At 44.2% G+C, this 19,218-nt stretch carries 10 protein-coding genes, 3 tRNA genes, 3 rRNA genes and 1 pseudogene; 7 read left to right on the forward strand and 10 right to left on the reverse strand.

Going from position 1 to position 19,218, the window contains the following annotated elements:
* Positions 1–11: 11 nt before the first annotated feature.
* Both MmiEs2_RS06925 and ilvE read right to left on the reverse strand, forming a co-directional pair.
* Entirely contained in the window at positions 12–1,109 is a 1,098-nt protein-coding gene (locus MmiEs2_RS06925) for an OBG GTPase family GTP-binding protein (RefSeq protein WP_316559143.1), read from the reverse strand.
* Between the two features lie 368 nt (positions 1,110–1,477).
* Positions 1,478–2,341 (reverse strand): annotated as a pseudogene (gene ilvE / locus MmiEs2_RS06930) (branched-chain-amino-acid transaminase); the annotation flags it as partial.
* A gap of 323 nt (positions 2,342–2,664) precedes the next feature.
* Here ilvE and MmiEs2_RS06935 point away from each other — a divergent pair.
* Positions 2,665–2,739, forward strand: a tRNA-Arg gene (locus MmiEs2_RS06935).
* A gap of 91 nt (positions 2,740–2,830) precedes the next feature.
* Here MmiEs2_RS06935 and MmiEs2_RS06940 read toward each other — a convergent pair.
* A complete protein-coding gene (locus MmiEs2_RS06940) occupies positions 2,831–3,787 on the reverse strand; it encodes a hypothetical protein (protein ID WP_316559144.1) in 957 nt (318 codons plus the stop codon).
* 254 nt (positions 3,788–4,041) lie between these two features.
* On the opposite strand from MmiEs2_RS06940, the gene MmiEs2_RS06945 reads away from it, so the two are divergent.
* From MmiEs2_RS06945 to MmiEs2_RS06970, 6 genes are read left to right on the forward strand one after another with little or no spacing between them, the layout of a single operon-like run.
* A complete protein-coding gene (locus MmiEs2_RS06945; protein WP_316559145.1) occupies positions 4,042–7,002 on the forward strand; it encodes an S-layer protein domain-containing protein in 2,961 nt (986 codons plus the stop codon).
* 17 nt (positions 7,003–7,019) lie between these two features.
* Positions 7,020–8,144 carry a 3-dehydroquinate synthase II gene (locus MmiEs2_RS06950; protein ID WP_316559146.1) on the forward strand — a complete coding sequence of 375 codons (1,125 nt, stop codon included), beginning with the start codon at positions 7,020–7,022 and terminating at the stop codon, positions 8,142–8,144.
* Between the two features lie 24 nt (positions 8,145–8,168).
* On the forward strand, positions 8,169–8,918 hold the full coding sequence (gene aroD / locus MmiEs2_RS06955; RefSeq protein ID WP_316559147.1) for a type I 3-dehydroquinate dehydratase: 750 nt from the start codon (positions 8,169–8,171) through the stop codon (positions 8,916–8,918).
* A 23-nt stretch (positions 8,919–8,941) separates the two neighbouring features.
* Positions 8,942–9,823 carry a shikimate dehydrogenase gene (gene aroE / locus MmiEs2_RS06960; protein ID WP_316559148.1) on the forward strand — a complete coding sequence of 294 codons (882 nt, stop codon included), beginning with the start codon at positions 8,942–8,944 and terminating at the stop codon, positions 9,821–9,823.
* Between the two features lie 21 nt (positions 9,824–9,844).
* Entirely contained in the window at positions 9,845–10,705 is an 861-nt protein-coding gene (locus tag MmiEs2_RS06965) for a methyltransferase (RefSeq protein WP_316559149.1), read from the forward strand.
* Positions 10,674–11,555: a KilA-N domain-containing protein gene (locus MmiEs2_RS06970; RefSeq protein ID WP_316559150.1), complete on the forward strand. Its 882-nt coding sequence runs from the start codon at positions 10,674–10,676 to the stop codon at positions 11,553–11,555. Before MmiEs2_RS06965 ends, MmiEs2_RS06970 begins: the two co-directional genes overlap by 32 nt.
* Before the next feature lie 21 nt (positions 11,556–11,576).
* On the opposite strand, the gene MmiEs2_RS06975 is transcribed toward MmiEs2_RS06970, so the two are convergent.
* From MmiEs2_RS06975 to MmiEs2_RS07005, 7 genes are all read right to left on the reverse strand, one after another.
* Positions 11,577–12,260, reverse strand: a complete 684-nt coding sequence (locus tag MmiEs2_RS06975; protein ID WP_316559151.1) for a TIGR00266 family protein — start codon at positions 12,258–12,260, stop codon at positions 11,577–11,579.
* A 150-nt stretch (positions 12,261–12,410) separates the two neighbouring features.
* A tRNA-Cys gene (locus MmiEs2_RS06980) sits at positions 12,411–12,482 on the reverse strand.
* Positions 12,483–12,571: 89 nt separating this feature from the next.
* Positions 12,572–12,693: ribosomal RNA gene (rrf, locus tag MmiEs2_RS06985) — 5S ribosomal RNA — on the reverse strand.
* A gap of 225 nt (positions 12,694–12,918) precedes the next feature.
* Positions 12,919–15,849 (reverse strand): 23S ribosomal RNA (locus MmiEs2_RS06990).
* Positions 15,850–16,126: 277 nt separating this feature from the next.
* Positions 16,127–16,199: transfer RNA gene (locus MmiEs2_RS06995), tRNA-Ala, on the reverse strand.
* Positions 16,200–16,368: 169 nt separating this feature from the next.
* Positions 16,369–17,843, reverse strand: a 16S ribosomal RNA gene (locus tag MmiEs2_RS07000).
* Together the 16S, 23S and 5S rRNA genes with 2 tRNA genes alongside form the textbook arrangement of a ribosomal RNA operon.
* Before the next feature lie 559 nt (positions 17,844–18,402).
* Positions 18,403–19,083: a DUF2927 domain-containing protein gene (locus MmiEs2_RS07005; protein ID WP_316559152.1), complete on the reverse strand. Its 681-nt coding sequence runs from the start codon at positions 19,081–19,083 to the stop codon at positions 18,403–18,405.
* Between the last annotated feature and the right edge of the window lie 135 nt (positions 19,084–19,218).

The following is a 19,218-nucleotide window of genomic DNA, read 5'->3' on the forward strand; positions in this document are numbered from 1 at the left end:
TCATTTCAGAATTATTTCTGAATCACAACGGAGAGAATGTCGCCGTCCATTAATTTATGGTCCAGTCCGACACGCTGTCCCGGATGTTTCGCGGAATCGCCCCAAACGTACGCGAATCTGAATTTCTTTCTGAAATCTTTGTGCAAACGGTCACAGATTTGCCCGACATCGGTGCCGCGCAGAACAATCATCGGCTCTTCCAAGTCGGCGGCTTCGCCTTGGGGTTTCATGTAAACGCGAATGAAGCCGAGGCGGTCGTAAAGAACATCGCGGAGCATGTCTAAATTCTGGCTGTTGTGCGCGGAAATAAAGACGGCATCGGGGTGTCTCTTTTTATTATCTTCCAAAACGGAATCATTTGCCAAATCGACTTTGTTGATAACAATCATAGACGAGACATAACTGCGATTGCCGGCGACAACATCAATGAATTGATCGACCGTGATGTTTTCTCTGAAAAGAACGGTCGCGTTATGAATTTTGTATTCGTCCATGATGGATTTAATCGTGTCTTCGTCCAAATAATCCAATTCAACCGTTGAATTGATACGGATTCCGCCGCGATCAACTTTTTTGATGACGACATCGGGCGGTGTTTGGTCGATTCGAATACCGGCTTCGTAAAGTTCTTCCATCAAAACCTGATAGTGCGTCGGCTGAAAAACGTCGAGCAGAAAAATAACCAAATCGGAACTGCGGATAACGGCAATCACTTCTTTTCCGCGCCCACGGCCGGAAGCGGCACCCTTAACGAGACCGGGAACGTCCAAAATCTGGATGATCGCGCCTTTGTATTCCATGACACCGGGAACGACCGTGAGCGTTGTAAATGCGTACGCGCCGACTTCGGAATTCGCGTCGGTCAATTTATTGAGAAGCGTGGACTTACCGACAGACGGAAAACCGACAAGCGTAACGGTTGCATCGCCCGATTTTTTGACGCTGTAACCTTCGCCGGTGCCGCCGGAAGAGCTTTTCTTTTCGACTTCATCATGAAGTTTCGCAAGCTTCGCTTTCAGTCTGCCAATGTGAAAAGAAGTGGCCTTGTTGTAAGTCGTCTTTTTAATTTCGTCCTCGACTTCCCGAATCTGTTCCTGTAATGTTGCCATGCTGTACCGATTTAAAATAAAATAGTAATAAAATGAAATAATAATAGAATCAAAGCGCGTCTGCGCTCGGTGAAGAATAACCTGTTTTTCAGTATATATAATTAATGAAACGCAAGGCTAATCGAAAATAAATAAAAAACAAAAGAAGTGTAAGATAAACTTACACTTTCAGACATAAAACAAAACTGAACGAATTACTTTCTTGTCGCCGGTTTTTTTGCCGCGGGTTTTGCGGCAGGTTTCTTTGCCGGCGCTTTTGTCGCGGTTGTTTTGGCAGCCGGTTTGGCAGCGGCGGTCTTGGAAGCAGCTGTTCTTGCCGCAGGTTTGGCAGCCGGCTTTGTCGCGGCTCTTGCAGGCGCTTTCTTTGCGTAGATTTCCGTTCCGGTTGTGGTTGTAATTCTTTCGAATTCTTTAAGCATCAAAGCGGTGACAGGTCCTGTTTTGCCGGTGCCGATTGTTCGGCCGTCCACCCAAACAACTGCTGCGGCTTCCGCGGCTGTTCCCGTGACGAAAATTTCATCGGCGGTGTAAACGTCAAAGAGGCCGATGTTTTCAACGCGGACCGGAATTTTGTTCTTTTCAAGAAGCTCGATTGCGGTTGCTCTCGTGATTCCTTTTAAGTTGTTGATCGTCGGCGGCGTGTAAACAACACCGTTTTTGATGATGAAAATGTTATCGCCGGAGCCTTCCGCGACATAGCCGTTGCCGTCAAGGAAAATCGCTTCCTGGCCGCCTTTGGCGTTGGCTTCGATTTTAGCCATGATGTTGTTCAAATAATTCAAAGATTTGATGTTCGGGGAAAGCATGTCGGGCGCGTTTCTGCGGATGCCGACGGTGATTGCTTTGAGTTCCATGACATCATATAAAGAAGCCATCGTTTTCGCAACGACAAAAACGTTTGCTTTGTCACATTTGAGCGGGTCAAGACCTAAGTCGCCGTTGCCGCGAGAAACGATCGGGCGGATGTAAGCGTCTTTTAAGTTATTTTGGCGGAGCGTTTCAAGAATCACTTCTTCCATTTCTTCTTTTGACATGCCGATGTCCAAATCAATGGCTTTTGCGGAATCAAACAAACGGTCGACGTGTTCTCTTAATTTGAAAACGCGGCCTTTGTACGCGCGGATTCCTTCAAAAACACCGTCGCCGTAAAGGAAACCATGGTCAAAAACGGAAATGACAGGCTGGTTCTCAGGAACAAACTTGCCGTTGACATACATTACATTCTCGCTCATTAGTAAATCACCCGATTTGCAATATGAATTTTTGTGAAAACAATTTTAATGATAATGATTTTAGGATAATAACTGATGTGAAAAAATCCGCGATTGGCGCGGAAAACATCATTAAATGTAAATACCAACTTCCCAAGAGATTTAAATGTTTTTCCAAAAAAACGGCTTCATGAAGATTTATAACACAAAAAAAGAATAAAATGACGATATTTTCCGCCGAAAATTAAAAACAAAAGGAAGATGTCAAAAAATCAAAAAATAAAACCGCAAACTGAACAAAAGGTATATATTCAAAAAATGCTTTCTTTGAAATCCTGTCCAGTGGGCTCGTGGCTTAGCCAGGATATAGCGTCGGGCTTCTAACCCGAATGCCGGGGGTTCGAATCCTCCCGGGCCCGCTTTAAATTTTCGTTTTCTTTCATATTCATTTCAGCGAAATGAAATTTTCAAAATTCCATAATTTCCTTTATTTAATTCTTTTTAACAAAATTAAAACAAAAGATATTCGATTTCATGAACAGTAATGTCAATTTCAAACGGCGTTTCCGATGAAATAATCAGCGTTAAATTTTCGAAATCGGATTCTGTTTCCAATTCGGTTTTCAATTCCGGAAAATCCCGGTTCAACTTTTTTTCAAATTGAAAAAGCCACTCCGAAAAAGCTTCTTTTTGCACCGTTTCAATTTCACCGAAAACCGAATCCGGATTCAATTTCGATTTCGATTCCGGCGGAACATAATAAATCCGAATTTCCGAAACAAAATCGTAAACTTCCGCGGTTTGAATGATTTTGTAATTGACCGTCGTCAGATTTCCGAAAACGGAAGACGAAGTCGAACGGACAAGATCGCCGGAAAGTGAAATCAAAATGTTCCCCTGATTTTGATAAACGTTGACGACAGGCGGCAGCAAATAAGAAAAACCGTCGTCTTGAATTAAAAGAAGAGACGAATCGCCCAAAAAATAATCACAATCCGGGATTTGGGAATAATCGCATGAAAAGAGAAGCCCGCCCGAACTTAATCGATAAGAATCAAACTCGCCGCTGAAAGCGCCGGCTTTTAAAAAAGATTCTGTTTCGGGCGGAATTGAAATATCGGCGGAAAAATAAATCCCGTGTTTTTCCGATTCAAAAACATGAATCGTCGAATGGTTGGAATGAAATGAAAAACTGCCGGAATCATTTGTTTCTGAAAATTTTAAAATGTCGGAAAGCAGGCGGTCATTTTCAGCCGACTCTTCCGCCATGATTTTGGCGGGAATCGCCGCGGTCAAAAAAAGCGAAATGAAAAGAGCAAGAATCGAAAGCAAAAGCAAAGCGCCGAAAATAACGGAAACGCCGGACTCATCCCGAAACATTTCCTTTGTTTTTTGAAAAAGCGTTTTGGTCGATTTGTTGGAAAATTGTTTTGCAGATTTGACAAAATTGACAGATTTTTGGAACATAATCTGTAAAAAATTCGGGAGAATTAAAGCGTTTTTTTATTTTTTCAAAACGGATAGAGACAATAATATAATAAACGATTAACGAATATTAAAAACAAATGATTTCATCGACGTTTTAACGCGTCAAAATCAAAGGTTGTTTCGTTGGTAATATTTAGATTTCTCACGAAATCAAATTTCACATAAGATTAATTTCACACGAATTAAATTTCACACAATTCACTATTCGCTACAAAAGATATCGAGTGCCGTATATGATTAAGAAAATAAAAGTTTTGAGTTTACTTGTTTTATTGGGTTTGATTTTAGCAGCTTTCGCCGCTCCCGCTGCTGCCGCCGCCATTAAAGGCAGCAACGTTTGGGACCAGGAACAGAGCATGTCTTCCACGTACACGTGGACGCCTGCCATGTATTCCGGCCTGTGGTACGACTTAGACAGAGGCGTTTACACCGAAAACATCACATTGACAATTTCCGCAAGTGACAGGCAAATCAACGCCGAAAATGCCGAATACATCACCGAAACAAAACCGCTTCGCTTCAATTATTCTGATTGGGGCAGCTACCGCGTCATCGGATGGCAGGGCGAGCCTTATTTCGCAGGATACACCCGATCAAGTTCGGGCAACAACTCAACGACACAATTTACAAACAGCAACATCAGCACACTTTCCGATGAGAAAATTTATCCGGTTTTGATTGACAGCGCCGAAGAAAAAAGAATCGGTTCAAGCGACACATACACCTTGGAAAACGGATACAAATTAAAAATTGAAGATGTCAACGAAAGCGGCAAACAATTCAGATTAATTTTGGAAAGAAACGGAAACGTCGTCAAAAATGAAACCGTTTCAAACAACACAACATTCGTTTACGAAAGATCATTAGACGATGTCGGAACAATTCCGGTTGTTGCCGTTCACGTTAAAGGTTTAGACGGAACGACTGCCGTCATTGACGGGGTATTCCAAATTTCCGAAAGCTCAACCGAAGTGTACACCGGAAAAAGCATCGGCGCCATGGAAATTACAAGCGTCAACAATACAAGCATCAAAATGAAAAATCCGAGCCGCATCAAATTAGATGCCGACCGGACTGTCACATTGATGAACCACATCAAAATCGATGTCAAAGACACGTCTAAATTAAAATTCGAATTCATTTCAGATTCGAAAACAGACCGCGAGAAAGAATATCCGAATATGGGCGCCGTTTATGACAGCTCCAACGTCATTCGAAGCTGGAACGGCATGAATTTCCCGGGACTGACATTTAATTACAACAACAGCAGCGAAACCGAAAACTTATCGTTTGATGTCAGCGGATCAATTTCGCGCTCCGTTCCCGCAAAACAAATTTTGTACGCGACCAACGCCTACAACGAATCTTTCAATTATTCCGATTGGGGCAGCTACCAATCCGTTAACATCGGCGGCGATAACTACTTTGCCGGATACATCCGATACAGCTCGTCCGATAAAAACAATACGACAAACTTCACCGACAGCAATGTCAGCCTTCTCAAAGACGGCGATGTCTCCAAAGTTTTGATTAACAACGACAGCAACCGCCAGTACGACACCGGCTCAAACATCAGTTTGGAAGAAGGGTACTCGCTTTTGGTCAGCAACCTGACAGAAAACGGCAGCCGTGTCAATTTGGTTCTCAAAAAAGACGGAACAACCGTTAAAGAAGCAACGATCAGCCAAGGAAACAATTTCGTATATGAAGCAAACGTCGGCGGCACATCTATTCCGATTATCGCCGCCCGTATCACAACGATATTTTCAGGGTCAAACGAATTTATTAAAATCGGCGGCATATTCCAGATTTCGGCAAACACAACCGATGTCAGCCCCGGCAAAACCGTGGAAAACATGCGCGTTGAATATACCGGAAGCAATGCTTTGATTTTTACCAACACAAATTCCATCAACCTTTCAAGAGGATCGGACATTCTGCTGATGAACAATTTAACGCTTCACGTCGCCGATTCGGATGAACTGCGCTTTTTCCCATACACCCAAACAAACGGCAGCAAGGTATCCACATACAATTTAAAAATCGAAATGCCTGATGCGATTTATCCGAATGAGGGAATGACCATCCGAGTGGAATATAATGACGGAGACAATTGGAAAGAATTGTCCGGCGCAACTGTTAAAGTCGACGGCAGCTCAATCGGCGAGACCGATTCAAACGGCGCGATTTCATATACGGTCGGTGAATACGGCACCTATGAATTCAGAGCCGAAAAAAGCGGATATTCAGCCGCGTCGGTTTCAAAAACAACCGCCGAAAACCGTGAAATGCTTCAAATAACAATTCCGGATTATGTTTTTGCGGAAAATGCGTTTGATTTATATGTCACCGATGAAACCGGCGCGAAAATCGTCGGCGCTGCCGTATCTAAAAATGACAATCACATCGGAACAACGGATGAAAACGGTATGCTGAACGTCACGCCCGATTCGATGCCGGGCTACTATGAATTATCGGCATACAGAACCGGATACCGAACCGGAATCAAAGACATGTGGGTTTTGGAAAACGGACCGTATTTCGTTGCGACAATCGGCACGCCGGATCAAATGACGGTGGGCAAAACAGTTAAAATCAATATCACAATCGAAAATGTCGGTACGGAAAAAGGCACCCGGGAAATAACAATCACTGCGGAAAACAAAACCGAAACAAAGAAGGTAACGCTCGACTCGGAGAAAACAAAGGACCTCACATTCAGTTTTAAACCTGAAACCGCCGGACAAACGGCAATTGTTATCGGCAATCAGACGTTTACGGTAACGGTCGGGGAGAAGGAAGGCACTGAAATTCCGCGAAGCTGGATTTTAATCGGCGGCGTTTTGTTGATTATCATTATCGCGGCCGTTGTCATTTTAACATATCTCGGCGAAAGAGAAGCGGACGATAAGAAAAAGCCGCGCAACAACCAAAAGAAAAATCAAAACCAAACTCAAAAGGCAGGATTGTTCGGCGGTTTATTCGGCGGCTCCGAGAACAAATCAAAATCGGCAAAATCCAAGCCCGCCGCAAAACCGGCAGCGAAATCTGCATCTAAACCTGCGCCAAAACCGGCAGCAAAACAGGCATCAGAGCCGACTGCAAAATATTCGAACAAATATTCCAGCAGCAACAAACCGCCTGAATTGAAGAACAGCCAGAAGAGAGCAAGAAAAGAACAAGAAAAGAAATAATCAAGAAAGGAGATATCATGAAAAACGTATGGATGAAAGCAACGGATGGAAGTTGGGATCAAAAAAGAAACAAGATAACGTCGGCAATGGAAGCGGGAGCGGATTTCGTTCTTGCGGACGCTGCCGATTTGGCCGAGATTCAAAAGCTCGGGAAAATCAAAACGGCTTGTTTCTTTAACGGCAATAATTCCGACGCGGATGTTTTGGTTTGGACTATTCTGCCGCTTTCTGAAAGTGACGATGAAAAGGGTGAAACGGCTGAATTAAAGCAGATGAAAATGCAAAAATCTGCCGGAAAATCCGTTGCCGCTTACGTTGACATTCAAAATAAAAAAACGGAATTGTTTGCGGCAGCCGTCGGCAAAGTCGCGGATTATTTGATTATTTCAGCCGGCGATTGGCGCATTATCCCGCTTGAAAATCTGATTGCCGCGCTTGAAAAATATGATGTTGGAATCATCGCCGATGTCAAAACGATTGAAGAAACACAAACATCGCTTCAAATTTTGGAAAAAGGCGTTGACGGCGTTTTGATTGATTCCGATGATTTGAGCGAAATCAAAAAGATGGCGGCGGCGACTAAGATGAGCGGCTTGGCAGCAGAAGCGCTGGTGCCTGCCAGGATTGTAACCGTCAAGCAGCTCGGCATGGGCGACCGTGTCTGTATCGACACCTGCAATTTGATGGCGCCCGGCGAAGGCATGCTGATCGGCTCGCAGTCATCGGGTTTGTTTTTGATTCATTCGGAAGTGGACGACAGTCCTTATGTCGCGTCGCGCCCGTTTCGGGTGAATGCCGGCGCGGTTTATTCGTATGTTAAAATCAACGATATCACGCGTTATTTGTCGGAATTGAAGGCCGGCGACGATGTGATGATTGTCGGCGCGGACGGCAAAACGCGGCCGGGAATAACGGGTCGCGTGAAAATTGAGTCGCGGCCGATGATGCTTTTAGAAGCGGAAGCGGAAGGGAAAGTTTTGAAAGTGATTTTGCAAAATGCCGAAACGGTGAAGCTTGTCAAACCCGACGGCAAAAGCGTTTCGATTACGCAAATTAAACCCGGCGACGAGGTTCTTGTTAAAATCGAAGAAGCCGGCCGCCATTTCGGAATGAAAGTGACGGAAAAAATCATTGAAAATTAATCAAATCAGGAAGAGGAATCTCAAATGACTTACTTCACGCGCCCGGCAATCGTCGGAACGATAACAAAGAATGTCAAAGAAAACGCGGCGGCCGGCAAAGAAAAAGGCGCGGATCTTTTGGAAATCCGTTTTGATTTGCTGCTGACGAATACGCCGGGATTTGAGAAATATTTGAAAAACGATTTTGACGACCCGATTTTAACAAATTGGATGAAAGAGCAAATCAAAGACGCGAAAAGCGCCGGTCTTCCGATTATCGGAACATTGCGCTCAAAAGAAGAAGGCGGCGCATTTGAAGGCGACGAAGACGAGCGTTTTAAGCTGATTAAAGAGATTCTTTATGATGTCGATTATGTCGATATTGAACGAAAGAGTTCAAAGAAAAACATTTACGAATGCCGGCAAATTGCTGAAAAATCAAAAACGAAAATCATTATTTCGTCTCATTTTTTCAATGAAGAAGATATGCCGTCATTGAAAAAGATGGAAAAGGTTTTGAAAAAATCATTTGAAAAAGGCGCGGATATTGCAAAAGTTGCGGTGATGCCTGAGACGAAAAAAGATGTTTTAAAATTATATCAAGCCGGTCTTCGAAGCGAAACGCCTGAAAAGATTTGTTTAATCGCGATGGGCGACCTCGGCAAACAGACACGGATTCTGGCACCGTTTTACGGCTCGATTTTGTCTTACGGCTACATTGACGAAGAAGCCGCGCCGGGACAGCTTCCGATTGATCAAATCAGAAAAGGATTTCAGCTGCTCGGTCTTCTTTAACTTTTTTAAAAAAGGGGAATGAAATGAAAAAATGTAAATTCGGCGTTTTCGGTTTTCCGATAGAGCATTCGCTGTCCCCTGTGATGCACACCGCCGCCTTTAACGCGCTCGGCATGACCGGCTGCGAATACAAAGCATACACTGTCCGCCCTGAAGAGCTGAAAGAGGAAATTATAAAAGCGCAAACGGAAGGATTTTGCGGATTGAATCTGACAATTCCGCTCAAAGAAAAAATAATGGAAACAGATTTGATTGAACCCGATGATTTTTCCAAAAAAGCAGGCGCGGTTAATACGCTCCATTTTAAAGACGGAAAGATTTACGGTTACAATACGGATGGAGAGGGCGCATTTAAAACGCTTGAATATGCCGGATGCCAAACGAACGGCAAAAAGATTTTGATTATCGGCGCGGGCGGCGCAGCCCGATCAATTTCACTTTTTTTTGCAGAACAGGGAAATTCTTTAAAAATCATAAACAGAACCGCCGAAAAAGCGCAAAGATTGGCGGATGAAATTGTTGAAAAAACAGGAAACAAAAATGTTTCCGGCGGTGGTTTATCCGGCTGGAACGATTTTGACAGGGCAGACATTATCATTCAAACAACGGCGCTCGGCATGGGAGAACTCAAAGAGGTTTCCGTTTTTGACGAGCTGCCGGCAACAAAGCCGAGAACGGAATTGATTTCGGAATGTCTTGCCGGCAAAACGGTTTTTGATATTGTTTATAATCCGGAAGAGACGGCATTTTTAAGAGAAGCGAGAGAAGGCGGCGCAAAAACAATTAACGGCGTGATGATGCTTGTTTTTCAGGGCGCTTTGTCTTTTGAAATTTGGACGGGGAAAAAACCGGATGTCGGCGTGATGAAAAAAGCGGTTTTGGAAGCGTTAAAGGAAAGAAATTGAACGGGGAATGACGGGGAAAAAATGAACGAATCAATAAAAGCAGATGATATGGAAAAATTAATCGGACTGATTGAAAAAATTGCCGTCTCCAAACACGCAACGATTGCGATGGGCGTTCGCGACCCGGATCCCGACACCGTCAAATGCGCCGTCGCCGCCGTTGAAAAGGATTACGCCGATGTGATTTTAGTCGGGAATCAAGCTGAAATTGAAAAAGCTTTTCGCGCGCTTTATGATATTAAAGATGAAACGGCATCGGAGTTACCGTTTCAAATTATTGATACAAAAACGCCTGAAGACGAACTTGTTTCGTTGCTGGTTTCGGGAAAAGTCGATGCCGCGATTCGCGGAACGGCGAAGGCTTCGGATTCTCTTTCGATTTTGAAAAAGGCCTGTCATATCAATAAGATTCATCGAATCGCGATTTTATTGACAAAAGACGGAAATCCGTATTTTTTCGCGCCGGTCGGCATTGACGAAGGAACAACAACGGAAGACAAAATTGAATTCATTTGTCTCGGAACGCATTTGTTAAAACGCCTCGGCGTTTCGCCGCATGTCGGATTGATTTCATCGCCGGATGAAGACGGAAAGCGAGAAGCGGCTGAAATTGTCCGCATCATTACGGAAGAAAAAAAGCTTCATGTCGTTGATTACAAATTGGATTTGGAAGAAGCGTTTGAGCATTCCAATTATATTATCGCGCCAAACGGGATTACCGGAAATTTAATATTCCGAGCGCTGACGTTTTTAGGCGGTGGCGACGGTCTCGGCGCACCGATTTTAACGGACAGACACGTTTTTGTCGATACCTCACGGTCGGCGGGACATTACACGAAAGCGATTATGGTTGCAAGCGCGCTTTCGAAAAAGAAGAAATAATAAAAAGATGAAATTAAAATTATCAATAATTCAAATTTTAATTTTTTCAACTTTTTTTAAATGTTGTTTCATTTTTCAAAATGAGTATCTTTCACTGACAGACATTGCAAAATATAAAAGCAATGAACCGAATGATGTCATTAAAAATTGGATGCGGAATCATGATACCATTGAATTTTTGGGTTTATGGGAAACATTACACAATCCAAATTTTAAACCCGTCGAATTCGACGGGTTTAGGCAAAATGCCGGTTTGAATGCGTTCACGATGTCTCCCACTAAATGGATTGACACCGTGAATGCAATCGGCATTGTTTCGAAACCGGGGCGCGGCGGTGGAACATTCGCTCATTCAGATATAGCATTTGAATTTGCTTCTTGGATTTCAGCAGAATTTAAACTGTATATAATAAAGGATTATAAACGCCTAAAATATGAAGAAAATAGCCGGTTATCTTTAAATTGGAACATAAATCGTGAGATTTCAAAAATAAATTACCAGATCCATACTGATGCAATTAAAGAAAATTTGCTTCCCGCCCTCACGCCTGCACAAATATCTGCGACTTATGCCAATGAAGCTGATATGTTAAATGTCGCCCTGTGGGGAATTACTGCGAAACAATGGAGAGAAGAGAATCCGGATAAAAATGGCAATATTCGGGATGATGCAAATCTTAATCAATTATTGGTACTTGCCAATATGGAAAACTATAATGCTATTTTAATTGAACAAGGAAAAATACAATCTGAACGATTAATTATTTTAAGAGATTTAGCTGCTAAGCAATTAAAAACATTAACAAAAATAAATACAGTATTACCGGAACTTCAAAACAAAAAAAATTAAAAAAAGAAAAATGGAGTTTCTTCAGCCGTTGCTCGGCGGAATTCTGGAAAGGATAATATCGACCAAATTGCCCATCGGCATGGTTTGAATCCAAACTTTTCCGGGACCTGTCAGCGCGCCGAGGAACAATCCTTCGCCGCCGAAAAGAATATTTTTCGCGCCTTTAACGGTAACAATGTCAAATGAAACCGTGTCTTCCATCGCAGCCAAGTGTCCTTGATCAATCATTAAACGCTCGCCGGCTTTTAAATCATATTCAACAACATCGCCGTCAATTTCTAAAAAGACATATCCGTTGCCGGCAAATTTTTGCATGACGAAACCTTCGCCGCCGAAAAAACCGGCGCCGAGTTTTCTTTTGAAATGAACACTCATTTCAACTGATTGTTCCATTGCCAAAAGCGCATCTTTTTGAGCGATAATCGTTCTGCCGTTTCCAAGTTTAAAATCCAAAATGCGGCCGGGAAAAGACGACCCGAATGTAATGAATTGATTATCGCCTTCAGCGGTGTAATTATTCAAAAAGAGGGATTCGCCTGAAAACATGCGCGACAGGCCTTTCATTAATCCGCCGCCGGTGTTTGTTTCCATTTTCATTTGATCGGTCATCCAAGACATCGCGCCTTTTTCGGTGACCATCATTTCGCCTCTTTCGAGGTAGCAAGTGACAACGGGGAATGGGGTTCCTTTGATTTGGTATTTCATGATTGATTTCTCCTGTTAAAATAAACAAAAACATTGGTTAAAAGAGATTGAGATATATTAAAATTTCATAATAAAAGGATAAAAGAATTTTTTTCTATTCTATTTTAGGATTTAAATTTAAAAATGCAAAACAATTCAAGAAAAATTATAAGCCAACGTCCGGATTTGAACCGAAGTAGATTCGCTCTGCAGGCGAACGCATAGCCGCTCTGCCACGTTGGCTTTTTGATTTTGTTTACCGGCATTTACTATAAACCTGCCGTAAACTCTTCTTTTAAAAAAACAACAAAATAAGAAAGATAAAGAAAGACTCATGGCAGCGATCCAAGCTTCCCGAAGGCTCGCACACTTCAGTACAACAGGGAACGCTGGCGGGCTTATCTTCTGTGTTCGGTATGGGTACAGGAGTCGCCCCGCCGCTATGGCCGCCAAAAGACTTTCTCTATAGCGTGAGATATGAAACGGATAATTGATATTTAATGTTTTTCCTGAAAAGAAAAACATAACTGCCATGTAATGATTGAAAAATAAACCAATGCAAATCAAATGAATTCAACAATTCATAAATTGCATTTGCTCAATTTTTGATAAACAACATTTTAATAATTTCAACAAACGGATGACTCAGACATAATCAGATATCGCCTGAAAAATCAGTCTCGCGGCGGCACGGACTATTCGTGAACGCGGACTCAACACCTCGTTGCCTTGGTGCGTACATCCCGTTTCGATCAACCTCGTCTTTTACGAGTGTCCTTGACGATGTCTCTTATTTAGGTGGGATTTCGAGCTTAGATGCATTCAGCTCTTATTCTTTGGTGCGTAGCTGCCCTGCGATGCCTTGTCAGACAACAGGTAGACCAGAGGCACCGTTGCTTTGTTCCTCTCGTACTAAAAGCAACTTACCCTCAGACATCAAACACCTCTAGTAGATAGTAACCAACCTGTCTCACGACGGTCTAAACCCAGCTCACGATCTCCTTTAATAGGCGAACAACCTCACCCTTGGCCGCTGCTGCACGGCCAGGATGGAAAGAACCGACATCGAAGTAGCAAGCTGCCGGGTCGATATGTACTCTTGCCGGCAACGACACAATTATCCCCAAGGTAACTTTTCTGTAGTTTTTGGCCCGCACCAAGCGGGCTCAAAAGTTCGCTAGAACCGACTTTCGTCTCGTCATTCCTTGTTGTGCGAAATAACGTCAGGCTGACTTATGCTCTTGCACTCTTCAGTGAGTTTCCGACCCACTTGAGTCAACCATTGCGCACCCTTGATATCTTTTCAAGGGCGTCCCGCCCCAGGCAAACTGCCCACCTATCGGGGTCCTCTCAAAAGAGAGTGAGAATCGTAATTCCAAAAGGGTAGTGTCCCACTTTTGACTCCACGAACGCTGGCGCGCCCGCTTCGACGTCTCCTACCTACACTGTACATTCGAAATCACAACTCAACGACAGGCTGCAGTAAAGCTCTATGGGGTCTTCACTTCCCCCTAGAGGTCTCTAGACTGTGCACTAGAATGTAAGCTTCACCGGATTCCAGTTTGGGACAGTAGGGCTCTCATTGATCCATTCATGCAAGTCGCCAATTAAGCGACAAGGTACTACGCTACCTTAAGAGGGTCATAGTTACCCCCGCTGTTTACAGGCCCTTCGTCCCGTTGAACCGGGGTTTGAGGTACCTGCACTGAGCAGGATTCAGAGATCGTACTCATCCTTACGGATTTGCGATCTCCTATGTTGGTATTAGACAGTTGGAGCCCCCTGGTCACTGCGACCTGCTGTCTTCACAGCAGGCACTCCTTCTCCCGAAGTTACGGAGCTAATTTGCCGAATTCCCTAAACTGAATTACTCCGTCACGCCTTAGCCTTTTCAGCTAGGGGCACCTGTGTCAGATCTTGGTACGGACGTTTCGACCCCTTTTCACGGGCTCCGGGGTGCAGCCGACTTTCGTCATAACATATTCATTCGCTTCTCGCCATTACGGCTCTCCACGAACTTCGATGCTTAAACGGCGCGACAACGCCGCTCGGCCTGCCCTGAAGCGTCAGGATTATTGTCGAACGGTACAGGAATATTAACCTGTTTCCCTGATTCGGCGTACTCGGATTACGGTACGTCTTAGGACCGACTAACCCTCGGCTGATGATCATTGCCGAGGAAACCTGGCCCCTTCGGCGGTCAAGATTTTCACTTGACTATGCTGCTACTATTACCAGGATTTTCGTTTGTGAACGGTCCACAGGACTTCACAGCCCTGCTTCTGCCCGAACACAACGCCCTCCTACGAGATTACCTATACGGTACTCCGTGGTATCGGTGGTCGGCTTGAGCCCCGTCAATTTTCGGGGCCCCAAACCTCGACTGGTGGTCTGTTACGAACTCTTTAAAGGATAGCTGCTTCTAAGCTAACCTTCCAGCTGTTTTGGGCTTGGGACGCCCTTTAGTGTTTACACTTAGCCGACACTTGGGGACCTTAACCACGGGCAGGGTTGTCTCCCTTACGCACTACAAGCTTACCCCAGCAGTGCGGACTCCGACCGTCTACGGTGTGGGTGGGTTTGGAGTTTGACAGAAGAGCGAAGAATTTCTTCCCCGGATTCCCCAATCAGTGCTCTACTCCACCAACGACCTCGGGTCAGGTCATGCTACGACATGTTTCGGAGGGAACCAGCGGATGCCGGGCTAGATTAGCATTTCACTCCGAGACGTGGGTCACGTGAATGATTTGCAGATCAATACCACTTGCGGTCCTCCACGCAGCTTTCGCCACGCTTCAACCTGCCCACGCCTAGATCGCCCGGCTTCGGGTCTTATCCCGGTGACTCCGCGCACTTGTATACGCCGTGCCTCACTCGAAGAGTTGCGCACATGTTGCTTTCGCTTTGGCTGCCTGTAAGAACAGTTAGCCTTCGCCACCAAGATAAACTCCCTGGCCAGTTCTTCAAAACTTAAGATGGAACATCGGCAATCTTATTCGTACAAAAGCCTCGCAGCTTCTTCCTTCATAAGAAAGATCCTTTCACGCCCCATCGTTCTATAACCAACAGGTTTCAGGCACTTTTTACCTCCCTTCTCGGGGTACTTTTCAGCGTTCGGTCACCCTACTAATTCGCTATCGGACTCAAGGAGTATTTAGTTTTGGAGATTGGTGACCCCCATATTCGTGCGAGATTTCCGACCCACACTACTCAGGACATGACGATTTTCCTTTCATCTTTATCGACGTGACTATCACACTCTATGGTCTGCCGTTTCAGGCAAGTTTGATTCAATGAAATAGGAAAATAATGTCAGCCGTAAACCACATCTCCTTTACATTACTGCAAAGGATTCAGTTTGAACTCTGCCGGTTTCAATCGCCTTTACTAACGGCATCTCTTATTGATTTCTTTTCCTGCCCCTACTAAGATGTTTCAATTCGGGGCGTTCCCGATCATGACTGATCGCTGCCCTCGCGGACAACGGGATTCCCATTAGGAGATCTCAGGTTCATAGATTCCTTGCGTCTACCCTGAGCTTATCGCAGCTTGGCACGTCCTTCATCAGCTCTTGAGCCGAGCCATCCACCTGTTGGCGTAACACCATTCGCTTAACCGATTTTTCAGTTAGCGTCTGATATATCTGTCCAACTTGTTGATTTGTTGTTGTTTATCTTCTTCAACCTTTACATGACATCACATAAATGACGTGCTGGCACACGATTTATCCGTCCTTCCCCCGCGAAAAATCGCGGAGTGCATTATAAATGTTTGAAAGGGAATTGCACCCCGGCGCGTTTTTAAACGCGCTTCTGATTTTATTAAACCGGAACCGAATTTGTTTTCCGGCCGATTTTGTTTCCGATTGTTTGTCGAAACCAATAAAATGGACTTGTGGGGATTTGAACCCCAGGCCTCCGCCTTGCAAAGGCGGCGATCTTCCAGCTGATCTACAAGCCCAATACGTAAATTCGGGCGTTGCCCGATTTGTTTTTGGGTCTTGCCCGATGATCTTTTGGTTTTCAAATTTTGATTTCAATTTTGATTTGAAATTTTGGATTTTAAGATCTTTTATTGGTTTTTGTTTGTGACCTGATGTTTTTTCGGCATTCGGCGGTGTTTTATTCTTAGGAGGTGATCCAGCCGCAGATTCCCCTACGGCTACCTTGTTACGACTTAACCCCCCTTGCGGAATTCAGGTTTGAATACGGCACGATGTCCATACCCTCACCCATACCCCACTCGGGTGGTTTGACGGGCGGTGTGTGCAAGGAGCAGGGACGTATTCACCGCGCTATGTTGAAACGCGATTACTACGGATTCCAGCTTCACGAGGATGGGTTTCAATCCTCGATCCGAACTTCGAACGGGTTTATGAGATTAACATCCCCTTTCGGGGTAGTTACCCATTGTCCCGTCCATTGTAGCCCGCGTGTAGCCCAAGAGATTCGGGGCATACTGATCTACCGTAGCCCGCACCTTCCTCCGATTTAACACCGGCGGTCCCCACAGAGTACCCGGCCATCCGGAGATGCCGCTGGTAACTGTGGGCACGGGTCTCGCTCGTTGCCTGACTTAACAGGATGCTTCACAGTACGAACTGGCGACGACCATGCACCTCCTCTCAGCGATTCAGGTAAAGTCTTCAGCTTGACCTACATATTGCTGTCTCCCCTGGTGAGTTTTCCGGCGTTGAGTCCAATTAAACCGCAGGCTCCACCCGTTGTTGTGCTCCCCCGCCAATTCCTTTAAGTTTCAGCCTTGCGGCCGTACTTCCCAGGTGGCTCGCTTCACGGCTTCCCTTCGGCACCAGACACAGTCACGCCATGCCTGACACCTAGCGAGCATCGTTTACGGCTGGGACTACCCGGGTATCTAATCCGGTTCGTGCCCCCAGCTTTCGTCCCTCACCGTCGGACTCGTTTTGGTAAGACGCCTTCGCCACAGGTGGTCCCACAAGGATTACAAGATTTCACTCCTACCCCTGTAGTACCTCTTACCTCCCCCGATCCCAAGTTCGGCAGTATCCACTGGAAGCCCGGATGTTGAGCATCCGGATTTCCCAATGGACTGACCGAACCGGCTACGGACCCTTTAGACCCAATAAAAGCGGCTACCACTCGGGCCACCGGTATTACCGCGGCGGCTGGCACCGGTCTTGCCCGGCCCTTGCTAACACATACGATTTAGGTATGTGGACAGCCCGCATTTGATGCGAGCACTCGGTGTCTCCTTATCACAGTTTCCTGCATTGTAAAGTTTTCGCGCCTGCTGCGCCCCGTAGGGCCTGGATTCATGTCTCAGAATCCATCTCCGGGCTCTTGCTCTCACAACCCGTACCCGTTGTCGGCTAGAGGGTACATTACACCCCCTACAACCTGATAGGCCGCAGACCCATCCTCAGGCGAAATTCTTTGTCTCTTCAAGCGATTCCGGCAGAGAAGAGATATCCGGAATTATCCTCAGTTTCCCGAGGTTATGCCGGACCTGAGGGCAGGTTATCCACGTGTTACTGAGCATTACGCCATGTTCACGAAGAACATTTGACTCGCATGGCTTAGTCAAACACCGATAGCAGTAACCTCCGGCAGGATCAACCGGAATTATAATAGATTTGAACATCGAAAACGCTGTGAGCATTCTCAATGTAATCCTGTACACACTTGATGTTGCTTTTAATAGCTGGTTTTGGAAATACTGCAAACATTGCTGAATAATCAGAATTGTCGGAAAAAACTTATCAACCACGAATAAAGCGCTATTCACACTTAGTTCTTAGATTTTTGAGTTGCTTTCCTTTGTACACAGTTTGATATTCCTGTAAATCTCGTAACGATGATTTACAATTTTATTCAATTTGCTGAGCAAATTGAAGATCCATCTTGTTAAAGATGAAATTTTGAAAATCACCGCCGAAGTTTACCGAAACATCAGGTCACATATCAGTACGGGAAAAAACTCCCGACTTCATTAATTGATGAATGTAAAATTGAAATTAGCGTTAAAAACGCATTCATTCAAGCCCTCGAGTTCTGAGTTTCAGCCTCAGACTGAGAGGAATCCTACTACATCACTGGCAGTATATAAGGGTTTTGCTTGTTGATTTTAATTTGAGAAGATAAATAAAAAAGAGCGAATGAAACAACGAGAAAGTTTTAACGAATTATGCACAAAAGTTTGTTATTTCCTTATCTTGATAATATATATTTAGTTCATGATAATTCATTCCAACCATGATTTCAGGATTATACAACATTCTGAAAGCCAAAGTATCTATGGTGGATAATTTTGGAACAGGTTTCTCGATTTGATTAAGTACGCTTGCATTATCATAAGAATGACCGTAAAATCCAATCATGTGAAAGATTTCATGTAGAACGACACTGTTTTTATAATCTTGATCAACATCAGATTCAATGACAATAATCGCTCGTTGTATTTCACCGTTTTCAGAAAAACTTTGACAAATCCCTTTGTCAATTTCACCGAGATTATATTCTTTTTGAACTTTTGACAGATCCGCCTTTGGCACATAAATTAAAAGAACATTTTCATCCTCATTTACAATTCCCATATCCGGGAAACCATTGACTTTATTGAAGTCTTTTATAATGTGATTTAAAATATTAATATCTTCTTTTGACGGATTTCCTTCAACCTTCATTTTAATCGGCATATTCCATTTTTCAATGGTCAACACTTTGGACAGCTGTACTTCATAAATAAAATTCAATCCCGCTGCCAACTCAATCGTATCATCACTGTCATTTAAAAAACATGAACAATATCCGATAAAAGAAAGAGGAGAAATGTCTGATTGTAAACAAATACCAGACATAAACATAGAAACAATGAGAATAAACCCCAATAGAGGAATAATTTTATTGAAAAATAGTTTTTGAATTATATGACTCCCCTCATTGTTTTATAAAATCTTTGACATGTATATTTGTCTTATTGTTTAATATCGCGGAAAAAC

The sequence above is a fragment of the Methanimicrococcus stummii genome, assembly GCF_032594435.1.
GTDB classification, from domain to species: domain Archaea; phylum Halobacteriota; class Methanosarcinia; order Methanosarcinales; family Methanosarcinaceae; genus Methanimicrococcus; species Methanimicrococcus stummii.

What these genes read in the sequence shown, in the direction of transcription:
- MmiEs2_RS06925 (WP_316559143.1), bottom strand. Translation starts at nt 1,109, where the DNA reads ATGGCAACATTACAGGAACAGATTCGGGAAGTCGAGGACGAAATTAAA.
- MmiEs2_RS06940 (WP_316559144.1), bottom strand. Translation starts at nt 3,787, where the DNA reads ATGTTCCAAAAATCTGTCAATTTTGTCAAATCTGCAAAACAATTTTCC.
- MmiEs2_RS06945 (WP_316559145.1), top strand. Translation starts at nt 4,042, where the DNA reads ATGATTAAGAAAATAAAAGTTTTGAGTTTACTTGTTTTATTGGGTTTG.
- MmiEs2_RS06950 (WP_316559146.1), top strand. Translation starts at nt 7,020, where the DNA reads ATGAAAAACGTATGGATGAAAGCAACGGATGGAAGTTGGGATCAAAAA.
- aroD (WP_316559147.1), top strand. Translation starts at nt 8,169, where the DNA reads ATGACTTACTTCACGCGCCCGGCAATCGTCGGAACGATAACAAAGAAT.
- aroE (WP_316559148.1), top strand. Translation starts at nt 8,942, where the DNA reads ATGAAAAAATGTAAATTCGGCGTTTTCGGTTTTCCGATAGAGCATTCG.
- MmiEs2_RS06965 (WP_316559149.1), top strand. Translation starts at nt 9,845, where the DNA reads ATGAACGAATCAATAAAAGCAGATGATATGGAAAAATTAATCGGACTG.
- MmiEs2_RS06975 (WP_316559151.1), bottom strand. Translation starts at nt 12,260, where the DNA reads ATGAAATACCAAATCAAAGGAACCCCATTCCCCGTTGTCACTTGCTAC.
- MmiEs2_RS07005 (WP_316559152.1), bottom strand. Translation starts at nt 19,083, where the DNA reads ATGTTTATGTCTGGTATTTGTTTACAATCAGACATTTCTCCTCTTTCT.